Origin of the sequence: Hydrogenophaga sp. T2 (assembly GCF_049843535.1) — a bacterium.
Lineage (GTDB): Bacteria > Pseudomonadota > Gammaproteobacteria > Burkholderiales > Burkholderiaceae_C > Hydrogenophaga > Hydrogenophaga crocea.
In genome coordinates this window covers 502,898-525,567 of the sequence record NZ_JBBHZJ010000002.1, presented here as the reverse complement: position 1 = coordinate 525,567, position 22,670 = coordinate 502,898, and the positions used below count along the sequence as shown (strand labels likewise).

General features: G+C 73.6%; 14 protein-coding genes. 8 read left to right on the top strand and 6 right to left on the bottom strand.

Translation table 11 applies throughout. The features are described from left to right. Window positions 1-115 precede the first annotated feature (115 nt). Window positions 116-1,660 (top strand): methyl-accepting chemotaxis protein, encoded by a 1,545-nt coding sequence (locus WDZ95_RS06115; protein WP_425776971.1) that lies wholly within the window; start codon window positions 116-118, stop codon window positions 1,658-1,660. A gap of 5 nt (window positions 1,661-1,665) precedes the next feature. On the opposite strand, the gene WDZ95_RS06110 is transcribed toward WDZ95_RS06115, so the two are convergent. The 6 genes from WDZ95_RS06110 to WDZ95_RS06085 all read right to left on the bottom strand — a co-directional run bounded on the left by WDZ95_RS06110 (window position 1,666) and on the right by WDZ95_RS06085 (window position 7,049). Continuing rightward, window positions 1,666-2,310 (bottom strand): PqiC family protein, encoded by a 645-nt coding sequence (locus WDZ95_RS06110; protein WP_425776969.1) that lies wholly within the window; start codon window positions 2,308-2,310, stop codon window positions 1,666-1,668. After that, the gene (locus tag WDZ95_RS06105; protein ID WP_166229986.1) at window positions 2,307-3,287 is read right to left on the bottom strand and encodes an MlaD family protein; all 981 of its coding nucleotides are present in this window, start codon (window positions 3,285-3,287) and stop codon (window positions 2,307-2,309) included. Before WDZ95_RS06105 ends, WDZ95_RS06110 begins: the two co-directional genes overlap by 4 nt. Then, entirely contained in the window at window positions 3,284-4,072 is a 789-nt protein-coding gene (locus tag WDZ95_RS06100; RefSeq protein WP_166229988.1) for an ABC transporter ATP-binding protein, read from the bottom strand. The genes WDZ95_RS06105 and WDZ95_RS06100 overlap by 4 nt, the downstream gene beginning before the upstream one ends. A 2-nt stretch (window positions 4,073-4,074) precedes the next feature. Continuing rightward, a complete protein-coding gene (locus WDZ95_RS06095) occupies window positions 4,075-4,845 on the bottom strand; it encodes an MlaE family ABC transporter permease (protein ID WP_425776967.1) in 771 nt (256 codons plus the stop codon). A 99-nt stretch (window positions 4,846-4,944) separates the two neighbouring features. Continuing rightward, a complete protein-coding gene (locus tag WDZ95_RS06090; RefSeq protein ID WP_240936440.1) occupies window positions 4,945-5,658 on the bottom strand; it encodes a response regulator in 714 nt (237 codons plus the stop codon). Continuing rightward, window positions 5,655-7,049 carry an ATP-binding protein gene (locus WDZ95_RS06085; protein WP_425776964.1) on the bottom strand — a complete coding sequence of 465 codons (1,395 nt, stop codon included), beginning with the start codon at window positions 7,047-7,049 and terminating at the stop codon, window positions 5,655-5,657. The genes WDZ95_RS06090 and WDZ95_RS06085 overlap by 4 nt, the downstream gene beginning before the upstream one ends. A gap of 103 nt (window positions 7,050-7,152) precedes the next feature. On the opposite strand from WDZ95_RS06085, the gene WDZ95_RS06080 reads away from it, so the two are divergent. The 7 genes from WDZ95_RS06080 to WDZ95_RS06050 all read left to right on the top strand — a co-directional run bounded on the left by WDZ95_RS06080 (window position 7,153) and on the right by WDZ95_RS06050 (window position 22,664). Then, a complete protein-coding gene (locus WDZ95_RS06080) occupies window positions 7,153-8,289 on the top strand; it encodes an efflux RND transporter periplasmic adaptor subunit (protein WP_425776962.1) in 1,137 nt (378 codons plus the stop codon). Window positions 8,290-8,293: 4 nt separating this feature from the next. Next, complete coding sequence (locus WDZ95_RS06075; protein ID WP_425776960.1) at window positions 8,294-11,443, top strand: efflux RND transporter permease subunit; 3,150 nt, start codon at window positions 8,294-8,296, stop codon at window positions 11,441-11,443. A 61-nt stretch (window positions 11,444-11,504) separates the two neighbouring features. After that, complete coding sequence (locus tag WDZ95_RS06070) at window positions 11,505-12,914, top strand: efflux transporter outer membrane subunit (protein WP_425776958.1); 1,410 nt, start codon at window positions 11,505-11,507, stop codon at window positions 12,912-12,914. A 75-nt stretch (window positions 12,915-12,989) separates the two neighbouring features. Then, window positions 12,990-14,972: an AsmA family protein gene (locus WDZ95_RS06065; RefSeq protein ID WP_425776956.1), complete on the top strand. Its 1,983-nt coding sequence runs from the start codon at window positions 12,990-12,992 to the stop codon at window positions 14,970-14,972. 166 nt (window positions 14,973-15,138) lie between these two features. Then, complete coding sequence (locus WDZ95_RS06060) at window positions 15,139-16,359, top strand: efflux RND transporter periplasmic adaptor subunit (protein ID WP_425776955.1); 1,221 nt, start codon at window positions 15,139-15,141, stop codon at window positions 16,357-16,359. Between the two features lie 31 nt (window positions 16,360-16,390). Beyond that, complete coding sequence (locus WDZ95_RS06055) at window positions 16,391-19,504, top strand: efflux RND transporter permease subunit (RefSeq protein WP_425777261.1); 3,114 nt, start codon at window positions 16,391-16,393, stop codon at window positions 19,502-19,504. 16 nt (window positions 19,505-19,520) lie between these two features. Further along, on the top strand, window positions 19,521-22,664 hold the full coding sequence (locus WDZ95_RS06050; protein WP_425776953.1) for an efflux RND transporter permease subunit: 3,144 nt from the start codon (window positions 19,521-19,523) through the stop codon (window positions 22,662-22,664). Window positions 22,665-22,670 lie beyond the last annotated feature (6 nt).

The window sequence follows — 22,670 nt, the reverse complement described above, 5'->3', positions numbered from 1 at the left end:
GCGGAATGATAAGCCGCATGAACGGTCGTGTCGCCGTGCACCGTTCAAGTGCAGCCGCGCGCGGTCGATACGCGAGTCCTGTCCGTTTCTTTTCGTGTCTCTGACCGCCGCCCGCATGAAACTCAATGACCTCAAGGTCGCCAACCGCCTCGCCATCGCTTTCGGACTCGTCTTGCTCATCACGGCCCTGATGGCCGGCATCGGCGTGTGGCGCCTGCAGGAGCTGGCCCAGACCACGCAGCAGCTCGCCACGACCGAGAACGAAAAGCTGCGCATGGCCATGCAGTGGCGCCAGACCATCGACCTGAACTGGGAGCGCACGCGCGCCGCAGCACTCGATTCCGACACCAGCCGCATGCCCGAATGGCAGGCCCGCATGGACAAGACCTCCGAGCTCACGGTGGCCTCGCGCAAGCGCCTGGTCGAGCTCGTCACCTCGGCGCAGGGCAAGGACCAGATCGCCGCCATCGACGCCGCGCGCGAGGCCTACCGCACGCCGCGCGCCGAGCTGCTCAAGCGCCGCATGGTCGGCGAAGACGTGAGCGCCGCACTCCAGCGCGACCTGCGCCCCCTGGCCGAGACCTACCTGCAGTCGATCGAGAAACTCGAGGAATTCCAGCGCGCCGCCTACGACCAGGCGCTGGCCGACGCGCACGCCAACGCGGCCCAGGGCCGCGTCATCCTGATCGCCGGCGGTGTGATCGCCGTGCTGCTCGGCGCGGCCGCGGCCTTCGTGCTCAGCCGCTCCATCACGGTGCCACTGGCGCGGGCCGCCGAGAGCGCGCGCCGCATCGCCGACGGCGACCTCACCTCCACCATCCACAGCGAGGGCCGCGACGAGGCCGCGCAGCTGCTGCAGGCCCTGCAAGGCATGCAGCACAAGCTCGCGCAGGTGGTCTCGCGCGTGCGCAGCAACGCCGAAGGCGTGGCCACGGCCAGCGCGCAGATCGCCCAGGGCAACAACGACCTGTCGGCACGCACCGAGCAGCAGGCCTCGGCACTCGAAGAAACCGCGGCCTCGATGGAGGAGCTCAGCTCCACCGTGCGCCTGAACGCCGAAAACGCGCAGCAGGCCAACCAGCTCGCCATGAGCGCGTCCACCGTGGCCGCGCAGGGCGGCGAGGTGGTGGCCCAGGTGGTCGACACCATGAAGACCATCAACGACAGCTCGCGCCGCATCGCCGACATCACGAGCGTGATCGACGGCATCGCGTTCCAGACCAACATCCTCGCGCTCAACGCGGCGGTGGAAGCCGCGCGCGCCGGTGAACAGGGCCGGGGTTTCGCCGTGGTGGCCGGCGAGGTGCGCAACCTCGCGCAGCGCAGCGCCGAGGCGGCCAAGGAGATCAAGGAGCTGATCGGCGCCAGCGTGGAGCGCGTGGAGCAGGGTTCGGCGCTGGTCGACCGCGCGGGCAGCACCATGACCGAGGTGGTGGCGAGCATCCGCCGCGTCACCGACATCGTGGGCGAGATCAGCGCCGCGAGCAGCGAACAGAGCTCGGGCGTGGCCCAGGTGGGCGAGGCCGTGACGCAGATGGACCAGGCCACGCAGCAGAACGCTGCGCTGGTGGAAGAAAGCGCCGCCGCCGCGACCAGCCTCAACGGCCAGGCCGCGCAGATGCTGGAATCGGTCTCGGTGTTCCGCCTGCCGCGCGGCTGAAGGGCTCAGCGCACCGGGGGCGTGCCGTTCGCGGGCGCGCCCGGCATCACCGCCGCGGCATCGGCCGCGAGCCGCGCCAGCAGCGCCGCGTAGGCGCGCGCCTGGGCCTGCGGGGTGTCGGCCTCCAGCGGCAGTTCGTGCGCCACCGCCTGCTCGCTCAGGCCGCGCGGCGCGGTGCGCGTCACCGCGATGCGCGCGCTCGCGCGCAGCCGCTGCTCGGGCCGCACCGCGTCGAGCCGTTCGATCGATACGCGCAGCGTGGCCACCGGCCCCCATTCGGCGCAATTCGATTCGCACACGCGCCAGCCCGGCAGGCGCGCGCGCAGCGCGGCGGCGAACTCGCGCGCCATGCCCACCTCGATGCGCTCGGCCCAGAACGTGTCGGGCCACTCGGCCAGGGTGCTGCCGTCGGTGCGGTAGCGCACGCGGCGCGACACCAGGTACTCGGGCAGCTCCAGCCGCGCCAGCGCGAGCGTGGGCAGGGCGCCGTTGCCCGCGGCCGGCGCCGCGGGCCCGGGCGCACCCGGCAGCGTGATCAGCGTGGGCGATCGCTCGGGCGCCGACGCGCAGGCGCCGAGCAGGGCGGCGGCCGCGGCCGCGAGCGCGAGCGCGGCGAAGCGGCGGGGCAGGGGCGGCAGGGGCGTGTTCATTCGCGTCGGTTCCCGAAAATCAGGGCGTTGGGTTGTTCTTCGAGCAGCTCGCTGAACGAGCGCAGGCCGCGCGCGGCCTGCGACAGGTCGCGCACCGCGGCCTCGAGATCGGCGCGCAGGGGCGCGTCGGGCGAAGACAGGTCGGCCAGCCGGTTCATGGCGAGCCGGGCCGACTGCGAGGCCTCGCGTGCGCCCTCCAGCGCGGCCTGCAACTCGGGCCGCGCGTCGCGCACGGTCTGCTCGGTGCTTTGCGCAAGGCGGTCGATCGAGGCCAGCGTGGTGCGCGAGCTCGCCTGCAGTTCGCGGATGGTCTCGGTGGCCGCGCTCAGCGTCTCGCGCGAGGCCACCGCGGTCTTCTGCAATTCGCCCGAGGCGCTGGCCATCGCGGTCTGCACGCCGCCCAGGGTCTGCTGCACCGACACCAGCGTGGCGCGCATTTCTTCCACCGTGGCGCGCATCTCGCGCACGGTCTCGCGCAGCGGCAGCTCGGCCACCTGCTCGATCAGCGGGCCGAAGCGGTCCTGGATCGCGGGGATCTCGGGGTGGCGCGTGGCGCCGTGCAGCTTCGCGTCGGTGTCGGGCGCGAAGTCGAGCTCCACGGCCTTCTGCCCGGTGACGATGCTTTGTGAAGCCAGCCGCGCGCGCAGGCCGCGCCGCACCAGCGCAGGGATGTCGGCCGGCGCGTCGGTGCCGCTCAGGTTGAGCGCGGCCGATTGCAGCTTGAGCACCACCGGCACCGTGGTGCGCAGCGTGGCGCCGTCCACGCGGATGCCGATCTCGGTGACCTGGCCGATGGCCACGCCGCGGAAGGTCACGGGCGCGCCCACCGAGAGACCGCTCACGTTGTCCTCGTAGAACACGGTGGCCTTCTGCTGGCGGCCGAACCAGTCGTCGCCACCGAGCCAGAAGATCGCCGCCAGCACGATGAAGCCGGCGGCGACCACGAAACTGCCGATGAGCAGGGCGTTGCGTTTCATGCGGGGTCTCCGGAAGCAGGGGCCGCGGCGGGCGCGGCGGTCTCGGGCGGCAGCTCGCGCCGCAGGAAGGCGTCCACCGTGGGATGCACGCGCTGGCGCACGAGTTCGCGCGGGCAGCCGCGCGCGATCGGGGTCTTGCTGTCGGCGTCGAGGAAGATGCCGTCGTCGGCGATCGCGAACAGGCTGGGCAGCTCGTGGCTCACGAACACCACGGCGGTGCCGGTGCGCTCGCGGATGTCGAGGATCAGCTCGTCGAGCTTGCGCGAGCTGATCGGGTCCAGGCCGGCCGAGGGTTCGTCGAGAAAGAGCAGCGGCGGCTCGGCCGCGATTGCGCGCGCCAGGCCCGCGCGCTTTTTCATGCCGCCGCTGAGGTCGCCCGGAAAGTAGTCGGCGAAGGCCGCCAGGCCGACCCAGGCCAGCACCTCGCGCGCGCGCTCGGCCTGTGCCGCGGGTTCGAGGGCGGTCTGCTGCGCGAGCGCCAGGCACACGTTCTCGAGCAGCGTCATCGACGACCACAGCGCCGCGCTCTGGAACAGCATGCCGAAGCGGCCGCGCAGGCGCTGGCGCGCGGCCTCGTCGGCGGCCCAGAAGTCCTCGCCGTCGTGCAGCACGCGGCCCGCCGCGGGCGGCAGCAGCCCCACGAGGTGCTTGAGCAGCGTGCTCTTGCCGCAGCCGCTGCCGCCCATCACCGCGAAGATCGTGCCCGCGGGCACCTCGAAGGACACGCCGCGCTGGATCAGGCGTTCGCCGAAGCGCATCTCGAGGTCTTGCACGGCCAGCCGCATGCTCAGATCCCCAGCGTGTTGGCGCACAAGGCGAACACCGCGTCGATCACGATGATGCCCACGATGCTGGTCACCACCGCCCCCGTGGTGGCGCGGCCCACGCCCGCGGCGTTGCGCTGCGCGTAAAGGCCCCAGTAGCAGCCCACCATGCCGATCAGCGCGCCGAACACCAGCGACTTGGCTGCGCCCAGGCCCAGGTGGGTCCAGTTGAGCGCGTCGGCGGTGCGCGCCAGGTAGGCCGCGGGCGAGATGTCGAGCATGGCGGCCGACACCACCATGCCGCCAAGCAGGCCCGCGAGGCAGGCGAACACGAACAGCAGCGGCATCATCGCCAGCAGCGCGGCCACGCGCGGCAGCACCAGGAAGTCCATGGCGGGCAGGCCCAGCACGGCGAGCGCGTCCACCTCCTCGTTGGTCTGCATGGTGGCGAGTTCGGCCGCGAAGGCCGCGCCGGTGCGGCCCGAGATGACCACCGCGGTGATGATGGCCGCCATCTCGCGCGCGAGCGCGATGCCCACGAGGTCGGCGACGAAGATGCCAGCGCCGAACTTGGCCAGCTGCACCGCACCCACGAAGGCCAGGATCGCGCCCACGAGGAAGTTCACCACGCAGACGATGGGCACGGCGCGCGCGCTGGTGTCGGCCAGCACGCGCACCAGGTCTTGCGGGCGGTAGCGGCGCTGGCCACCCGCCGCGGCCGCGGCCGCGGCCGACAGCAGCACCTCGCCCAGAAAGGCCACGGGGCGCCGTGCGCGGGCCAGCGGCGTCTTCAAGCGCGACGCCCGCGAAGCCCCGAAGCCCCGGCAGGTATGGCAGTCATGGCCACATCTTAGGCAGGTCTGCGCCCAATGGGCACCCTTGACCGCCCCGCTTCACATTTCGTAGCGATATCCGATGCCGTAGACCGAGGCGATGCGCTCGGCGCCCGCGCCGGCCTGATCGAGCTTGCGGCGCAGGTTCTTGATGTGGCTGTCCACCGCGCGCTCGGTCACGTCGCGGCCGTCGCCGTGCAGCGCGTCGAGCAGCTGCATGCGGCTGTAGACCCGGCCCGGGTGGCTGGCCAGCGCGCGCAGCAGGCGGAACTCGATCGGCGTGAGGTCCATGGGATGGCCGCGCCAGCTCGCGCTCCAGGCCTCGGCGTCGATCTGCAGCGCGGCGGCGCCCGGGTCCTGCAGCGCCCCGTTCATGGCGCGGCTGCGGCGCAGCGCGGCCTTCACACGCGCCATCACCTCGCGCGGGCTGAAGGGGTTCTTGGTGATGTAGTCGTCGGCGCCGATCTCCAGGCCGAGCAGGCGGTCGGCTTCGTCGGCGCGCGCGGTGAGCATGAGGATGGGCACGCTGCCGAGCTTGCGCAGCTCGGTGCACAGCGTGAGCCCGTCCACGCCGGGCAGCATGAGGTCGAGCAGCACCAGGTCGTGGCGGCGCGCGGTCCAGGCCGCGAGCACCTGCCGGCCGTCGGTGATGCACTCGGGCTCGTGGCCCGCGGCGCGCAGGTAGTCGGCGAGCAGGGCCGACATCTTGGGCTCGTCCTCGACCACGAGCACGCGCGCCGGGCCAGGGTCCATGGGCAGCAGCACGCCGTTCATGGCAGGGGCAGCGCCACGCGCAGCCACAGCCCGCCCAGGGGCGAGGGCCGGGCCTCGATGGTTCCGTCGTGCGCCTGCGCGATGCGCTGGCAGATCGACAGCCCCAGGCCCGCACCGCCGCTGGCCCGGCTGCGCGAGGGCTCGGCGCGGAAGAAGCGCTCGAACAGGCGCGGCAACTGGTCGGCGGGCACGCCGGGCGCGCTGTCCTGCACGTCCACCACCACCTGCCGGCCCTCGGTGCGCGCGGCCAGCCGCACCGCGCCGCCTTCGTCGGTGTAGCGGCAACTGTTCTCCAGCAGGTTGGCGAACAGCTGCTGCAGCCGGCCGGCATCGCCGAACAGCGGCAGCGGCGTGACCGGCAGCTCGAGCGCCAGCCGCAGCGAGCGGCCCTGCAGGCGCTCGCCGAAGGCCGCGGCCACGTCGGCGAGCAGCTCGCGCAGGTCGAGCTCGGCCTTGCGGTACGAGAGCGCGCCCACGTCGGCCAGCGAGAGGTCGTAGAGGTCGTCGACCAGCTTGTGCAGCGTGGCCACCTCGCCCTTGAGCGAGCGCAGCGCCTGCGCGTCGAGCGTGCGCACGCCGTCCTGCAGCGCCTCGAGCTCGCCGTTGAGCACGCCCAGCGGCGTGCGCAGCTCGTGCGACACGTCGGCCATGAACTCGCGCCGCGCGGCCTCGTTGCGCTGCAGGGTGAGCGCGAGGTGGTTGAAGTCGTGGCCCAGGCGCGAGACCTCGTCGGCCTCGCGGTCGGCGCGGTCGTCGACCGGCACGCGCGCCGCGTAGTCGCCGGCCGCGAGCCGGTGCGTGGCCTCGGCCACCTGCCGCACCGGCCGCAGCAGCCGGCGCGAGACCCAGAAGGCCACCGCCGCCGCGAGCAGCGTGGCCGCGCCGCCCACCAGCCAGGCCGAGCGGCGCTGCGCGTCGGCGAAGCGCTTCTCGGCGCCCGAGCTCACCGAGTCGATCGGCGTGAGCAGCATCCAGCCCACGGTGAGGCCGTCGACCTCGATCGGCCGCTCGATCGCGTCGGTCGACGGGTTGGGGTAGCCGAACACGCGCCGGCGCTGGGCGTCGAGCAGGGTCATGCGGCGCGTGGCGCCCATGAGCTCGGCCGGGCTGAGCTTGAGCGCCTCGGCCTGCTCGGTGGGCACGCCGCGGCGCAGCAGGTAGCCGCCCAGGTGCGTCTGCAGGCGCGTGAAGTCCCAGCTGTTGCCGTTCTCGCGGTAGGCCAGGGCCGCGCTCAGCGTGGCCTGGTCGAGGCGGTTGATCTCCTGCTCGTTCAGAAAGCCCAGGAAGTCGCGGTTGAGGTTGACGTGCGTGAACACGCCCATGGCAAAGGCCACGGCGATCGCGGTGCTCAGCACCGCGGTGAACAGCCGCGCGGTCAGGCTCAGTCTCATGGGGGCTATGGTCGTCGCGCCCGTGTGTACCTGACAAGCCATACCCCCTGCTGGCCCGGGCGCTTCAATTTCTCTCCACATTCCTTGCGCACAGTCGCGCGCCATGCCGCGCACGCTCCCCTCCCTCCTCACGCTGGGCGCCCTGAGCGCCCTGATGTTCCTGGCCGCCTGCAGCAAGGGCGGCGACGCCCCGAAGCCCGCGGCCGCGCCGCCCGAGGTCGGCGTGGTCACGGTGTCCACGCAGGACGCGCCGCTCGAACTCGAACTGCCGGGGCGCCTGGCGGCCAGCGAGGTGGCCGAGATCCGGCCGCAGGTGAGCGGCATCGTGCAGAAGCGCCTGTTCGAAGAGGGCAGCACGGTGCGCGCGGGCCAGCCGCTCTACCAGCTCGATGCCGCCGCGTTCGAGGCCGAGCGGGCGGGCGCGGCCGCCACGCTGCAGCGCGCCGAGGCCCAGCTCGCGGTGGCGCGCACCAAGGCCGCGCGCGACGCCGAACTGCTGCAGGCCGACGTGATCAGCCGCCAGGCCGCCGAAGACAGCGCGGCCGCGCTGCGCCAGGCCGAGGCCGAGGTGGCCGTGGCGCGCGCCGCGCTCAACGCCGCGCAGGTGCAGCTCGCGCGCACACGCATCACCGCGCCCATCGCGGGCCGGGTCGAGATCTCGCAGGTCACGGCGGGCGCGCTCGTCACGGCCAGCCAGACCCAGCCGCTCACCACCGTGCAGCGGCTCGACCCGATGCAGGTCGACATCGTGCAGGGCAGCGCCGAGATGCTCGCGCTGCGCCGCCAGCTCGACGCGGGCAGCGGCAGCCGCGAGCTGCGCCTGGTGCTCGAAGACGGCAGCGAGCACCCCGAGCCCGCGCGGCTGCAGGTGAGTGGCATGACCGTGGACCCGGGCACCGGCGCGGTCACGCTGCGCGCCAGCGTGCCCAACCCGCGCGCCAGCCTGCTGCCCGGCATGGTGGTCACCGCGCGGCTGCTCGCGGGCGTGAACCGCAGCGCCATCGTGGTGCCGCAGCAGGCCGTGAGCCGCACGCCCACGGGCGACGCCACGGCCTGGGTGGTGGGCGAGGGCAACAAGCTCGAACGCCGCCGCCTCGGGCTCGGGCGCAGCCTGGGCAACCAGTGGCTGGTCAACGAAGGCCTCAAGCCCGGCGAACGCCTGGTGGTCGAAGGCCTGCAGCGCGCGCGGCCCGATCTGGTGGTGACGCCGGTGCCCGCGAAGCTGGCGCAGGGGGGCTGAGCGCATGGCCGGCTTTTTCATCGACCGCCCCATCTTCGCCTGGGTGCTGGCCATCGTGGTCATGCTCGCGGGCGCGGCCGCGGTGCTCACGCTGCCGCTCGAGCGCTACCCCGACATCGCGCCCACGCGCATCTCGGTCAACACCAGCTACCCGGGCGCCTCGGCCAAGGCCATCGAGGACTCGGTGACGCAGGTGATCGAGCAGAACCTCAAGGGCATCGACGGCCTGTTCTCCATCGAGTCGTCGAGCAACGCCTCGGGCACCGCGAGCACGCAGCTGAGCTTCGTCGCCGGCACCGACCCCGACCTCGCGCAGATGCAGGTGCAGAACAAGGTGGCGCAGTCCCTCTCGCGGCTGCCGCAGGCGGTGCAGGCCCAGGGCGTGCGCGTCACCAAGGCCGGCACCGATTTCCTCATGGTGGTCACGCTCACCAGCGACGACCCCGCCGTGAGCTCGGCCGACCTCGGCGACTACCTCTCGAGCACGCTGCAGGACATCGTGAGCCGCGTCGAGGGCGTGGGCGACGTGAACATCTTCGGCTCCGGCTACGCCATGCGCATCTGGCTCGACCCGGCCCGGCTGCAGCGCTACGCGCTGGTGCCGGGCGACATCCGCAACGCGCTGCTGGCCCAGAACACCGAGGTCTCGGCGGGCCAGATCGGCGCGCCGCCCTCGCCCGAGGGCCAGCGGCTCACCGCCATCGTCACGGCGCGCGCCAAGCTGCAGACGGCCGAGCAGTTCCGCGACATCGTGCTGCGCGTGCTGCCCGACGGCTCGGTGCTGCGCCTGGGCGACGTGGCGCGCGTGGAGCTCGGCCGCGACAGCTACACCACCAACATCCGCAGCACCGGCCAGACCGCGGCCGGCATGGCCATCTACCCGGCCAGCGGCGCCAACGCGCTCACCACGGCCAACGCGGTCAAGGCCAAGCTCGCCGAGCTCGAGCCCTTTTTTCCGCCGGGCATGAAGACCACGGTGACCTACGACACCACGCCCTTCATCAGCGTGTCCATCGAAGGCGTGGTGAAGACGCTGATCGAGGCCATGGTGCTGGTGGTGGTCATCATGTACCTGTTCATGCAGAACCTGCGCGCCACGCTGATCCCCGCGATCGCGGTGCCGGTGGTGCTGCTGGGCACCTTCGGCGTGCTCGCGGTGGCGGGCTACTCCATCAACTCGCTCACCATGTTCGGCCTGGTGCTGGCCATCGGCCTGCTGGTGGACGACGCCATCGTGGTGGTGGAGAACGTGGAGCGGCTGATGCGCGAAGAGGGCCTGGACCCGCGCGAGGCCACGCGCCGCAGCATGAAGGAGATCAGCGGCGCGCTGGTGGGCATCGCGGTGGTGCTGTCGGCGGTGTTCATCCCCATGGCCTTCTTCGGCGGCTCCACCGGCGTCATCTACCGGCAGTTCTCGATCACGGTGGTGAGTGCCATGGTGCTGTCGGTGCTGGTGGCCATGAGCCTGTCGCCCGCGCTGTGCGCCACGCTGCTGAAGCCGGTGCACGCGGGCGAACACGCGGCCCCGGGCGGGCCCTTCGGCCGTGTGCTGGGCCGCGCCTTCGGCGGCTTCAACCGCTGGTTCGAGCGCATGACCGAACGCTACGTCGAGCGCGTGCGCTGGCTCAGCGCGCGCGGCGTGCGCAGCTTCGTGGTGTACCTGCTGGTTATTGCGGGCATGGTGCTGCTGTACCGGGCGCTGCCCACTTCCTTCCTGCCCGACGAAGACCAGGGCAGTCTGCAGTTCCAGGTGCGCATGGCCCCGGGCGCCACGGCCGAACGGCTCGAGGCCATCGCCGAGGACATCGAGGACTACTTCGCGGCCCAGCCCGAGATCCGCTTCTACAACTTCGTGCGCGGCTCGGGCGGCGACCAGGGCTCGGGCCAGGGCTTCATCCGCCTGACCGACTGGGACCAGCGCCCCGAGGCGGCCCAGAGCGCGGGCGCGCTCGCCGAGCGCTTCAGCCGCGAACTGCAGCGCCGCGTGCGCGACGCCGACGTGTTCGTGGTGCAGCCGCCCACGGTGCGCGGCCTGGGCGGCAGCGCGGGCATCCAGCTCTTCCTGCAAGACCTGGGCGGCGTGGGCAGCGAGGCGCTCGCGAAGGCGCGCGACCAGCTGCTCGCCGCGGCCAACCAGCGGCCCGAGCTCAACCGCGCGCGCGTCAACAGCCTGGCCGAAACGCCGCAGCTGCAGATCCACATCGACGACCACAAGGCCGGCACCCTGGGCGTGAGCACCACCACCATCAACGACACGCTGTCGATCGCCTTCGGCGGCAGCTACGTCAACGACTTCCTCGACCGCGGCCGCGTCAAGCGCGTGCTGGTGCAGGGCGACGCGGCCTTCCGCGCCGCGCCCGACAGCCTGCGCCACTGGTACGTGCGCAACGCCGAAGGCGCCATGGTGCCCTTCAGTGCCTTCGCCACCAGCGACTGGGTCAACGGCCCGCGCCAGCTGGTGCGCTACAACGGCAGCGCGGCCTACGAGATCCAGGCCGACGTCGCGCCCGGCGTGAGCTCGGGCGCGGCCATGGCCGCGATGGAGCAGGTCCTGAGCCAGATGCCGCCCGGCGTGGGCTACGAATGGTCGGGCCGCAGCTACCAGGAGCGGCTCTCGGGCAACCAGGCGCCCATGCTCTACGCCATCTCGGTGCTGTTCATCTTCCTGTGCCTGGCCGCGCTCTACGAGAGCTGGTCGGTGCCCTTCAGCGTGATGCTGGTGGTGCCGCTGGGCATCGTGGGCGCGCTGCTCGCGCACCACATCGGCGGCCAGAGCAACGACGTGTTCTTCCAGGTCGGCCTGCTCACCACCGTGGGGCTGGCGGCCAAGAACGCCATCCTCATCGTGGAGTTCGCGCAGTCGCTGGTGGACCAGGGCATGGGCCTGCTCGACGCCACGCTCAAGGCCAGCCGGCAGCGGCTGCGCCCCATCCTCATGACCTCGCTGGCCTTCATGATGGGTGTGCTGCCGCTGGCCCTGGCCACCGGCGCGGGCTCGGGCTCGCAGCGCGCCATCGGCGTCGGCGTGCTCGGCGGCATGGCCAGCGCCACGGCGCTGGGCATCTTCTTCGTGCCGCTGTTCTACCTGTGGGTGCGGCGGCGTTTCTCGGCGCGCCGCGCCGCCCCCGCCGCGGGGCAGGAGGTGGGGGCATGAACGCCGCCGGGCCGCTCCCAAGGCGTTCAGCCCCGCAGTGCGCAGCACGGAGGGTATTCCAATGAGGCCGCTGCGTGTGAAGGCCCTGGCCGCGCCGCTGGCCGCGGCCGCGCTGCTCGCGGGCTGCGGCTCGCTGGTGCCGCGCACCGAGGCCCCCGTGCCGCCGCTGCGCAGCGATTTCCGCGCCGGCGCGCCGGCCCCCGCGGTCGACACCGCCGCGGCCGATGCCGCCGCGCGCGACTGGGCCGGCTTCATCAACGACCCGCGCCTGCGCGAGGTGGTGGGCATCGCGCTCACGCAGAACCGCTCGCTGCGCGCCAGCGCCGCCGCGGTCGAGCGCGTGCAGGCGCAGTACCGCATCCAGCGCGCCGCGGGCGCGCCCCAGGTGGGCGTGTCGGCCGCGGCCACGCGCCAGCGCACGCTCGAGAACGGCGCCGCCACCAGCTACAGCCTGAGCCTGGGCCTCGCGGCCTGGGAGATCGACCTGTTCGACCGCCTCGGCAGCCTCGAAGGCGCAGCGCTCGCGCGCTACCTTGCGCAGACCGAGACGCAGCGCAGCGCGCGCCTGAGCCTGGTGGCCGAGACCCTGAACGCCTGGCTCGACCTGCAGGCGCTGCAGCAGCGCGCGGCGCTGGCGCAGCAGCTCCTGCAAAGCCAGCAGCGCACGCTCGATCTCTCCGAGGCGCAGTACCAGCGCGGTGCGAGCTCGGGCCTGGACCGCGCCCGCGCGCGCACCGCGTTCGAGGCCGCGCGCGGCGAGGCGGCGCGCAGCGCGGTGGCGGTGCAGCAGGCGCGCGCACAGCTCGAACTGCTCGCCGGCCAGCCGCTGCCCGATGCGCTGCTGCCCGCCGCGCAGGAGGCCCCCGAGCGCGGCGACGCCACCGCGCTGCCCGCCATTCCCGCGGGCCTGCCCGCCGAGGTGCTGCTGCAGCGGCCCGACGTGCGCGCGGCCGAACAGGCGCTGCAGGCCAGCGCCTTCGATGTGGGCGCCGCGCGCGCCGCGCTGTTCCCGCGCCTCACGCTCACCGCGAGCGCGGGCACGCGCAGCGCCGAGCTCGGCGGCCTGTTCGGCCGCGGCAGCGGCGTGTGGAGCCTGGTGCCGCAGCTCGATCTCGCGCTGTTCGACGCCGGCGCCCGCCGCGCCCAGGTGGACGCGAGCGAGGCCAGCCGGCGCGAGGCCCTGGCCCGCTACGAAGCCACGCTGCAGACCGCCTTCCGCGAGGTGGCCGACGCGCTCGCGGTGCGCGACGGCCTGGCCGAACGCCTGTCGGCCCAGCAGGCCCAGGTCGAGGCCGCGCAGCGCAGCCTGGGCCTGGTGGAACAGGGCTACCGCCTGGGCGCGAACAGCCAGCTCGATCTGCTCGACGCCCAGCGCCAGCTCGCCAGCGCGCAGCAAGGCCTGGTGGACCTGCGCCAGGCCGAACGCGCCAACCGCGTGGACCTGCTGCGCGCGCTGGGCGGGCGCTGGTGAAGACCTGGTGAGGCGCGGCCTACATCCCGACACATCCCGCCAGGAACACCGCTTGCCCGGCGGGCTCCCACCCCCATGGCACGCGCGCGCTTCACCCCCCTCCTGGCCTGGGCCGGCGCCTTGCTGGTCCTGGGGGTGGTGGCGGCCGAGCTGAGCGGCTGGCGCTTTCTGCGTGCGCCGCTGGAGCGCGCGGCCACGCAGAGCGCGGGCGTGCCGGTGCAGATGCAGGGGCGCTTCCGGCTGCACCTGATCGGCCAGCCGCGGCTGGCCGTGGAGCACCTGCACATCGCGTCCGACCCGCGCTTCGGCGCGCCGCACCTGCTCGATGCGCGCGGCGCCGCCGTGGCCTGGCGCTGGGGCGACGTGTGGCGCTGGCGGCAGGGCGATCGCCTGCGCCTGCAGGCGCTGCGCGCCGATGCGCTCGACGCGCGCCTGGTGCGCACGCCCGATGGCCGCGCGAACTGGCAGATCGGCGCGCGCACGCCGCGCGCCGAAGCAGTCGAGGCCGAGGCCGAGCCGCTCGGCGGCCTGCCGCGCTTCGGCTCGCTCGTGATCGGCGAAGGCATGGTCGACTGGCAGGACCCGGTGGCCGACGTCGATCTGCAGATCGCGCTGCGCGCGCGCGAAGGCGAGGCCGAAGACGGCGCGGGCGCGGGCACCGAGGCGCGCCTGAACGGCCGCTACCGCGCCATGCCCCTGCGCCTGCAGGCGCGCGCCGGCGGCACGCTGCCGCTGCTGCACGACCCCGACACCGCGCGCGACGCGCCCTGGGTGCCGCTGCGCGTGGAGGGCACGGTGGGCCGCGCGCGGCTGCTGTACGACGGCCAGGCCGCGGCGCTGCTGGGCACGCCCCGGCTGCAGGGCGCGCTGGCCTTCAGCGGCCCCTCGCTGGCCGAGGTCGGCCGGCCGCTGGGCCTCACGCTGCCGCAGACCCCGCCCTTCGAGCTGCGCGGCCGGCTCTCGCAGGACGCGGGCGTGTGGCGGCTGCAGGCCGAGCGCGCCCACATCGGCAGCAGCCGCCTCGCGGGCGATCTGCGCTTCTTCCAGCGCACGCAGCCGCGCCGGCTCACGGGCGAGCTCACCGGCAGCCGGCTCGCGTTCGCCGACCTCGGCCCCGCCATCGGCGCGCCGGCCGCGGCGGCGCGGCCCCAGACCCCGCCGCCCGCGGGCCGCGTGCTGCCGCAGCGCCGCTTCGACCTGCCCTCGCTCAAGGCCATGGACGCCGACGTGCGCGTGGCCATCGACCGCGTGGACTTCGGCACCGACGCCATGGCCCCGCTGCGCGGCCTGCAGACCCAGGTGCGGCTGCAGGCCGGCGTGCTGCGGCTCGACGAACTGCGCGCCTCGGTCTCGGGCGGGCGCTTCCAGGGCATGACCCAGCTCGACAGCACCGCCGAGCCCGCGGCCTGGCGCGCCACGCTCGACGTGGCCGGCGTGAACCTGGCCGACTGGGTGAAGGGCCTGCGCCGCAACGGCCAAGGCCAGGGCCAGGGCAATGCCGACCCCTACCTCACGGGCGTGCTGCAGGCCCGGCTCGACCTGAGCGGGCGCGGCGCGTCCACCGCTGACATCCTGGGCTCGCTCGACGGCCCGATCGACCTGCGGCTGCGCGATGGCACGGTCTCGCACCTGGTCACCGAAGGCCTGGGCCTGGACCTCGCGCAGGCCCTGGGCGTGTTCGTGCGCGGCGACGACCCGCTGCCGCTGCGCTGCGCGCGCTTCGACCTGGTGGCGCGCAACGGCGTGGTGGAGCCGCGCCTGGCCGTGCTCGACAACCGCGACAGCACCGTGCGCCTGGGCGGCCGCGTGAACCTGCGCGACGAATCGCTGGCGCTGCGCGTGGTGACCCAGCCCAAGGACTGGACGCCGCTGTCGCTGCGCACGCCGGTGACCGTCACGGGCACGCTGGGCCGGCCGCAGGTGGGCATCGAAGGCCGCCGCCTCGCGGGCCGCATCGCGGGCGCGATCGCGCTGGGCGCGGTCGCGGGCCCCGCGGCGGCGGTGATCCCGCTGGTGGACCTGGGCAAGCCCGGCGAGGGCGATCCGTGTGAGCCCTGAGCCCCGGCCGGCCGGCGCCGCGCGATGTGGGGGTGGCCCGCTGGGGTAATGGCGGGTCTTTATCATCGCCGCGGCCCCGCAGGCCCCCGTCCCCGCCCGCTCGGGTTGCGCCACCGTGGCGTTTCCACCCTTGCCTGTCCGCCCCTTCCGCGCCAGCCTCCAACCCATGTCCGATCCCGACCGCTCCTCCGCGCCCGGCCCGCGCCGCCCCTGGCTGCGCGGCCTGTTCTGGCTGGTGCTGCTGGCGGCCGTGGGCACGGCGGCGTGGTGGTTCCTGCTGCGCCCGCCGCCGCAGCCGCCGGCCACGCCCAGCGCCTGGCGCGGGCCCGTGGCCGTGCGCGTGGAGGCCGCGCGCACCGAAGACTTCACCGTGCAGGCGCGCGCGGTGGGCACGGTGGCGCCCTACAACACCGTGACCGTGCGCAGCCGCGTCGACGGCCAGCTCGCGCGCGTGCTGGTGCGCGAAGGCGAGCGCGTGCAGCGCGGCCAGCTGCTGGCCGAGATCGACCCCGAGCCGCTGCGCGTGGCGCTCTCGCAGGCCCAGGGCCAGCAGCAGCAGAACCTGGCCCAGTTGCGCAACGCCGAGAGCGAGCTCGCGCGCTACCAGGGCCTGTTCCAGCGCGACGCCATCGCGCGCCAGCAGCTCGACCGCCAGGCCGCGCTGGTGCAGCAGCTGCGCGGCACCCTGCAGGCCGACCAGGCGCAGGTGGACAACGCGAAGCTGCAGCTCTCGTACACGCGCATCACCGCGCCGATCGCGGGGCGTGTGGGCCTGCGCCGCGTGGACGCGGGCAACCTGATCTCGGCCAACGACGCCAACGGCCTGTTCACCATCACCCAGACCCAGCCCGTGGCGGTGCTGTTCAGCGTGCCCGAGCCCCAGGTGCCCGAGGTGCGCGCCGCGCACGCCGCCACCGGCCAGGCCGCGCCGCGCGTGGAGGCCTGGGACCGCGAGAACCGCAGCCGCCTGGCCGCGGGCCGGCTCGACACGCTGGACAACCAGATCGACGCCGCCACCGCCACGCTGCGCCTGAAGGCGCGCTTCGAGAACGCCGACGACGCGCTGTTCCCCAACCAGTTCGTCAACGTGCGCCTGTCGCTGCGCCAGTTGCCCGGCGCCGTCACCGTGCCCACCGACGCGGTGCAGCACGGCTCGCGCGGCAGCTACGTGTACGTGATCGCCGAGGGCAAGGCGCGCGTGCGCGAACTGCAGCTCGGCCCCGCCAGCGGTGGCCGCACCGTGGTGCTCAAGGGCCTGGCCGCGGGCGAGCCCGTGGTGCTCGAAGGCCTGGACCGGCTCGAAGACGGCCGCGCGGTGAACGTGGTGGCGGCCACCGAACTGCCCGCCAGCTCGCCGCTCGCGCCCGACGCCGCCGCGCCACGCTGACCGGGTGCCGCCCATGGCCGCCGCCGCCCCGATCTCGCTCTCGCGCCCTTTCATCCTGCGGCCGGTGGCGACCTCGCTGCTGATGCTCGCGGTGCTCATCGCGGGCCTGCTCGCCTGGCGCCAGCTGCCGGTGTCGGCGCTGCCGCAGGTGGACTACCCGGTGATCCAGGTGTTCACCTTCCAGCCCGGCGCCAGCCCCGACGTGACCGCGCGCACCGTCACCGCGCCGCTGGAGCGCCGGCTGGGCCAGATCCCCGGCCTGGCGCAGATGTCGTCCACCAGCTCGGGCGGGGCCTCGGTGATCACGCTGCGCTTCGCGCTCGAGGTCGACCTCGGCGTGGCCGAGCAGGACGTGCAGGCCGCGCTGCAAAGCGCCAACAGCCTGCTGCCCAACGACCTGCCCGCGCCGCCGATCTACCGCAAGGTCAACCCGGCCGACGTGCCCATCCTCACGCTGGCCATCAGCTCCGAAGGCCTGCCGCTGCCGCGCGTGGTCGACCTGGTGGACACGCGCATGGCGGGCCAGATCTCGCGCCTGCCCGGCGTGGGCCTGGTGAGCCTGGCCGGCGGCCAGCGGCCCGCCATCCGCGTGCAGGCCAACGGCCGCGCGCTCGCGGCCAACGGGCTCACGCTCGAAGAGCTGCGCACGGCCATCGCCGCGGCCAACAACAACCAGCCCAAGGGCAGCTTCGACGGTGCGCTGCGCAGCACCCTGCTCGATGCCAACGACCAGCTGCGCACCGTGGCCGAGTACCGCCGCCTGATCGTGGCCTGGCGCGACGGCGCGCCGCTGCGCCTGGGCGACGTGGCGCGCGTGGAAGAGGGCGCCGAAGACCGCTTCCTCGCGGCCTGGGCCGGCATGGCCTGCGCCGAGGGCCAGACCGGCGGCTGCGGCCTCGCGCCCGCGGTGCTGCTCAACATCCAGCGCCAGCCCGGCGCCAACGTGATCGCGGTGGCCAACCAGGTGCGCGCGCTGCTGCCGCAGCTCACCGCCACGCTGCCGGCCAACGTGAAGGTGCAGGTGGTGTCCGACCGCACCGAGAGCATCCGCGCCTCGGTGCGCGACGTGCAGAAAGAGCTGCTGTTCGCCATCGCGCTGGTGGTGGCCGTGACCTTCGTCTTCCTGCGCACGCTGCCCGCCACCCTCATCCCCAGCGTGGCGGTGCCGCTGTCGCTGGTGGGCACCTTCGCGGCCATGCTGATGCTGGGCTACTCGCTCAACAACCTCTCGCTCATGGCGCTCACCATCGCCACCGGCTTCGTGGTCGACGACGCCATCGTGATGCTGGAGAACATCGCGCGCCACCGCGAAGAGGGCGCGGGCCCGCTCGAGGCCGCGCTCAAGGGCGCGAGCGAGATCGGTTTCACCCTGGTCTCGCTCACCGTGTCGCTGGTGGCGGTGCTGATCCCGCTGCTGTTCATGGCCGACGTGGTGGGCCGGCTGTTCCACGAGTTCGCGGTCACGCTCGCGGTGGCCATCGGCATCTCGCTGCTGGTCTCGCTCACGCTCACGCCCATGATGGCCGCGCGCATGCTCACCGCCGCGCCCGCGCACGCCGAGGGCCGGCGCGACTGGCTCAGCGGCATCATCGACCGCTACGACCAGGCCCTGGGCTGGGTGCTGCAGCGCCAGCCGCTCGCGCTGCTGGCCATGGTGGCCACGCTGGTGCTCACGGCGCTGCTCTACCTCGTGGTGCCCAAGGGCTTCTTCCCGGTGCAGGACGCGGGCGCGATCCAGGTCGTCACCGAAGCGCCGCAGAGCGTGTCGTTTGCCGCCATGGCCGAGCGCCAGCAGGCGCTGGCGCGCGCCCTGCTCGACGAGGCGCCGGTGCAGAGCGTGGCGTCCTACATCGGCGTGGACGGCAGCAACGCCACGCTCAACAGCGGCCGCATGCTGATCACGCTCGCGCCGCACGCGCAGCGCTCGGTCTCGGCGGGCGAACTCATCGAGCGGCTGCGCGAGCGCGCGCGCGGCGTGCAGGGCATCAGCGCCTGGTTCCAGCCGGTGCAGGAGCTGGGCCTGGAAGACCGCATCAGCCGCACCCAGTACCAGTTCACGCTCAGCTCGCCCGACAGCGCGCTGCTGGCCGAGTGGACCGGGCGCCTGCTGGCCGCGCTGGCCGAGCGCCCCGAGCTCGCCGACGTGGCGAGCAACCTGCAGCAGGAAGGCCTGCAGGCCTACCTCGAGATCGACCGCGACGCCGCCGCACGCCTGGGCCTGCGCATGGGCGACATCGCCTCGGCCCTGCAGAGCGCCTTCGGCCAGCGCCAGGTGAGCACGCTGTTCACGCACGCCAGCCAGTACCGCGTGGTGCTGGAGAGCGACGACGCCGCGCGCGGCGGCCTGGCCGCGCTCGAAGGCGTGTACGTGCGGCCCGCCGCGGGCGGCGCCGACGCGCGGCCCGTGCCGCTGTCGGCCGTGGCGCGCGCGGTGGAAAAGCGCGCGCCGCTGGCCATCGACCACCAGGGCCAGTTCCCCGCGGTCACGCTGTCGTTCAACCTCGCGCCCGGCCATTCGCTCGGCGAGGCCGTGGCCGCGATCGAAACCGTGCAGCGCCAGATCGCGCTGCCGCTCGCGGTGGAGCTGCGCTTCCAGGGCGCGGCCGAGGGCTTTCGCAGCTCGCTGGCCAACACGCTGTGGCTGATCCTGGCGGCGGTGGTGGTGATGTACCTGGTGCTGGGCATGCTCTACGAAAGCGCCATCCACCCGCTCACCATCCTGTCCACGCTGCCCTCGGCCACTGTGGGCGCGCTCGCGGCGCTGCTGCTCGCGGGCCGCCCGCTCGACCTGATCGCGGTGATCGGCATCGTGCTGCTGATCGGTCTGGTGAAGAAGAACGGCATCATGATGGTCGACTTCGCGCTCGACGCGCAGCGCCGCCTGGGCCTGTCGCCGCGCGAGGCCATCCACCGCGCCGCGCTGCTGCGCTTTCGCCCCATCCTCATGACCACGCTGGCCGCGCTGTTCGGCGCGGTGCCGCTGATGCTGGCCAGCGGCTCGGGCGCCGAGCTGCGCCAGCCGCTGGGCATCGTGATGGTGGGTGGTCTGATCGTGAGCCAGGTGCTCACGCTGTTCACCACGCCGGTGGTGTACCTGGCGTTCGACCGCCTCGCGCGCCGCCGCGCGGCCGCCCCCGCCGCCTGAACCCCGCGCCGCCGCCATGCACGCCCTGGCCCGCTTCTTCATCCGCCGTCCCGTGGGCAGCGTCATGCTGGCGGTTGCCATCGTGCTCGCGGGCCTGCTGGCGCTGCGGCTGCTGCCGGTGTCGCCACTGCCGCGCGTGGACTTCCCCGTGATCCAGGTGCGCGCCAGCCTGCCCGGCGCCAGCCCCGAGAGCATGGCGGCCACCGTGGCCGCGCCGCTGGAGCGCGCGCTCGGCGCCATCGCGGGCGTCACCAGCATCCGCTCCAACAGCAACCAGGGCAGCACCAACATCACGCTGCAGTTCGACCTCGCGCGCGACATCGACGACGCCGCGCGCGAAGTGCAGGCCGCCATCAACGCCTCGCGCGGCCAGCTGCCCTCGGGCATGCCGGGCAACCCGACCTTCGTCAAGGTCAACCCCTCGCAGGCGCCCATCATGGCGCTCGCGCTGTCGTCGCCGCGGCTGCCCTCGTCGGCGCTGTACGACAACGCGTCCACCGTGCTGGCGCAGAAGATCGCGCAGATCGTGGGCGTGGGCGAGGTCACGGTGGACGGCTCCTCGCTGCCCGCGGTGCGCGTGCAGGTCAAGCCCGAGGCGCTCGCGCACCGCGGCATGGCGCTCGACGACGTGCGCCGCGCCATCGCCGACGCCAACGCCTGGCGGCCCTTCGGCCAGGTGGAGGCGAACGATCGGCGCTGGCAGATCGCGCTGCCCGCGCCGCTGCGCAGCGCGGCCGATTTTGCGCAGCTCGTGGTGCGCAACGAGGGCGGCGCGCTGGTGCGCCTGGCCGACGTGGCCGAGGTCAGCGACTCGGTGGAAAACCGCTACACCGCGGGCTACCACAACGACCGGCCCGCGGTGGTGCTGCTGGTGAGCCGGCGGCCCGGCGCGAACATCGTGCAGACCATCGACGCCATCCACGAGCAGCTGCCGCAGCTGCGCGCGCTGCTGCCGGCCGACACCGAGCTGCGCGTGGTGATGGACCGCTCGCCCGGCATCCGCGCCACGCTGCGCGAAGCGCGCTTCGCCCTCATGCTCTCGTGCGTGCTGGTGATGGCCGTGGTCTGGGCCTTCCTGGCCAACCTGCGCACCGCGCTGATCCCCGCGCTCGCGCTGCCGGTGTCGCTGGTGGGCGCGCTCGTGGTCATGTGGTGGCAGGGCTTCTCGCTCAACAACCTCTCGGTGATGGCGCTGATCGTGGCCGCGGGCCTGGTGGTGGACGACGCCATCGTGGTGCTCGAGAACATCCAGCGCCACCTCGAACGCGCGCGCGCCGCGCTGGCCGCCGCGGGCCGGCGCGAGATCGGCCGGCGCACGGTGTGGCGCGCCGCGCTCGCCGGCGCGGGCGAGGTCGGCTTCACGCTGCTGGCCATGAACCTCGCGCTGATCGTGGTGTTCATCTCCACCCTGTTCATGGGCGGCGTGGTCGAGCGCCTGTTCCGCGAGTTCGCGATCACGCTGGTGGCGGCCATGCTGATCTCGCTCGCGGTGTCGGTCACGCTCACGCCCGCGCTGTGCGCGCACGGCCTGCCCGCGGGTGGCGCGCCGCGCCCGCCCGGGCCGCTGGCGCGCTTCTTCGCCACGCTGCTGGCCGACGTGCAATCGGGCTACGCGCGCAGCCTGGGCTTTGCGCTGCGCCACCCCTGGCTCACGCTGCTGCTGCTCGGCGCCACGGTGGCGCTCAACGTGTGGCTCTACGTGGCCATCCCCAAGGGCATGCTGCCGCAGCAGGACACCGGGCAGCTCAGCGGCTTCGTGCGCGGCGACGACGGCTTCTCCTTCCAGGGCATGCAGCCCAAGGTCGAGGCCTACCGACGCCTGCTCGTGGCCGACCCCGCGGTGGCCGACGTGACCGGCGTGAGCGGCGGGCGCACCGGCACCAGCAACTCGTGGTTCCGCATCCGCCTGAAGCCGCTGGCCGAGCGGCGCGAGAGCGCGTCGGCCGTGGTGGCGCGGCTGCGCGCGAGCGCGCCCAGGATCGCCGGCGGGGTGCTGTTCGTCTCGGTCGACCAGGACATTCGCCTGGCCAGCGGCGGCGGCGACAACGAGTACCTGTTCGTGATGCGCTCCGACTCGCTGCAGGACCTGCGCCGCTGGACCCGCCCCGTGGGCGAGGCCCTGCGCGCGCTGCCCGAGCTGGCCGACGTGGACTTCGGCGCCGGCGAAGACGCGCAGCAGGTGACGCTGCAGGTGGACCGCGAGGCCGCGCGCCGCCTCGGCGTGGACATGAACACCGTGACCACCGCGCTCAACAACGCCTTCTCGCAGCGCCAGGTGGCCACGCTCTACGACCCGCTCAACCAGTACCGCGTGGTGATGGAGGCCGACCCGCGCGGCCACAGCGAGCCGAGCGCGCTCGAGACGGTGGACATCCTCAACGCCGCGGGCCAGCGCGTGCCGCTGAGCGCCATCGCCACCTGGCGCTACGGCCTCACGCGCGACCGTGTGCAGCACGACGCGCAGTTCGCGTCCGCCGGCATCAGCTACGGTCTCGCGCCCGGTGTGAGCCTGCAGCAGGCGCAGCAGGCGATCGAGCGCGCGGTGAATGGCCTGGTCATGCCCACCAGCATTTCCACCGGCGAGCGCGCGAGCGACCCCAACAGCCTGCAGGCCACGCTCAAGCGCCAGCCCTGGCTGATCCTGGCGGTGCTGGTCACCGTGTACCTGGTGCTGGGCATGCTCTACGAAAGCCTGCTGCACCCGCTCACCATCCTGTCCACGCTGCCCTCGGCCGGCGTGGGCGCCCTGCTGGCGCTGCGCGTGTCCGACACCGAGTTCAGCCTGATCGCGCTGCTCGGCCTGTTCCTGCTGCTGGGCGTGGTGATGAAGAACGCCATCCTGATGATCGACTTCGCGCTCGCCGCGCAGCGCGAGCGCGCGCTCGCGCCGCGCGAGGCCATCCACGACGCCGCGCTGCGCCGCCTGCGCCCCATCCTCATGACCAACCTGGCGGCGCTGCTCGGCGCGGTGCCGCTGGTGCTGGGCCTGGGCGAGGGCTCGGAGCTGCGCCGCCCGCTGGGCATCGCCATCATCGGCGGCCTCGCGGTGAGCCAGCTGCTCACGCTCTACACCACGCCTGTGGTCTACCTGATGCTCGAACGCCTGCGCCAGCGCCTGTGGCGCGCGCCGTCGGACACCGCCGTTGCCCGCCATGCCTGACCTGTC

Coding starts and splice junctions, on each gene's coding strand:
- WDZ95_RS06080 (WP_425776962.1), top strand. CDS start 7,153: ATGCCGCGCACGCTCCCCTCCCTCCTCACGCTGGGCGCCCTGAGCGCC.
- WDZ95_RS06050 (WP_425776953.1), top strand. CDS start 19,521: ATGCACGCCCTGGCCCGCTTCTTCATCCGCCGTCCCGTGGGCAGCGTC.
- WDZ95_RS06105 (WP_166229986.1), bottom strand. CDS start 3,287: ATGAAACGCAACGCCCTGCTCATCGGCAGTTTCGTGGTCGCCGCCGGC.
- WDZ95_RS06110 (WP_425776969.1), bottom strand. CDS start 2,310: ATGAACACGCCCCTGCCGCCCCTGCCCCGCCGCTTCGCCGCGCTCGCG.
- WDZ95_RS06065 (WP_425776956.1), top strand. CDS start 12,990: ATGGCACGCGCGCGCTTCACCCCCCTCCTGGCCTGGGCCGGCGCCTTG.
- WDZ95_RS06075 (WP_425776960.1), top strand. CDS start 8,294: ATGGCCGGCTTTTTCATCGACCGCCCCATCTTCGCCTGGGTGCTGGCC.
- WDZ95_RS06085 (WP_425776964.1), bottom strand. CDS start 7,049: ATGAGACTGAGCCTGACCGCGCGGCTGTTCACCGCGGTGCTGAGCACC.
- WDZ95_RS06060 (WP_425776955.1), top strand. CDS start 15,139: ATGTCCGATCCCGACCGCTCCTCCGCGCCCGGCCCGCGCCGCCCCTGG.
- WDZ95_RS06090 (WP_240936440.1), bottom strand. CDS start 5,658: ATGAACGGCGTGCTGCTGCCCATGGACCCTGGCCCGGCGCGCGTGCTC.
- WDZ95_RS06115 (WP_425776971.1), top strand. CDS start 116: ATGAAACTCAATGACCTCAAGGTCGCCAACCGCCTCGCCATCGCTTTC.
- WDZ95_RS06100 (WP_166229988.1), bottom strand. CDS start 4,072: ATGCGGCTGGCCGTGCAAGACCTCGAGATGCGCTTCGGCGAACGCCTG.
- WDZ95_RS06070 (WP_425776958.1), top strand. CDS start 11,505: ATGAGGCCGCTGCGTGTGAAGGCCCTGGCCGCGCCGCTGGCCGCGGCC.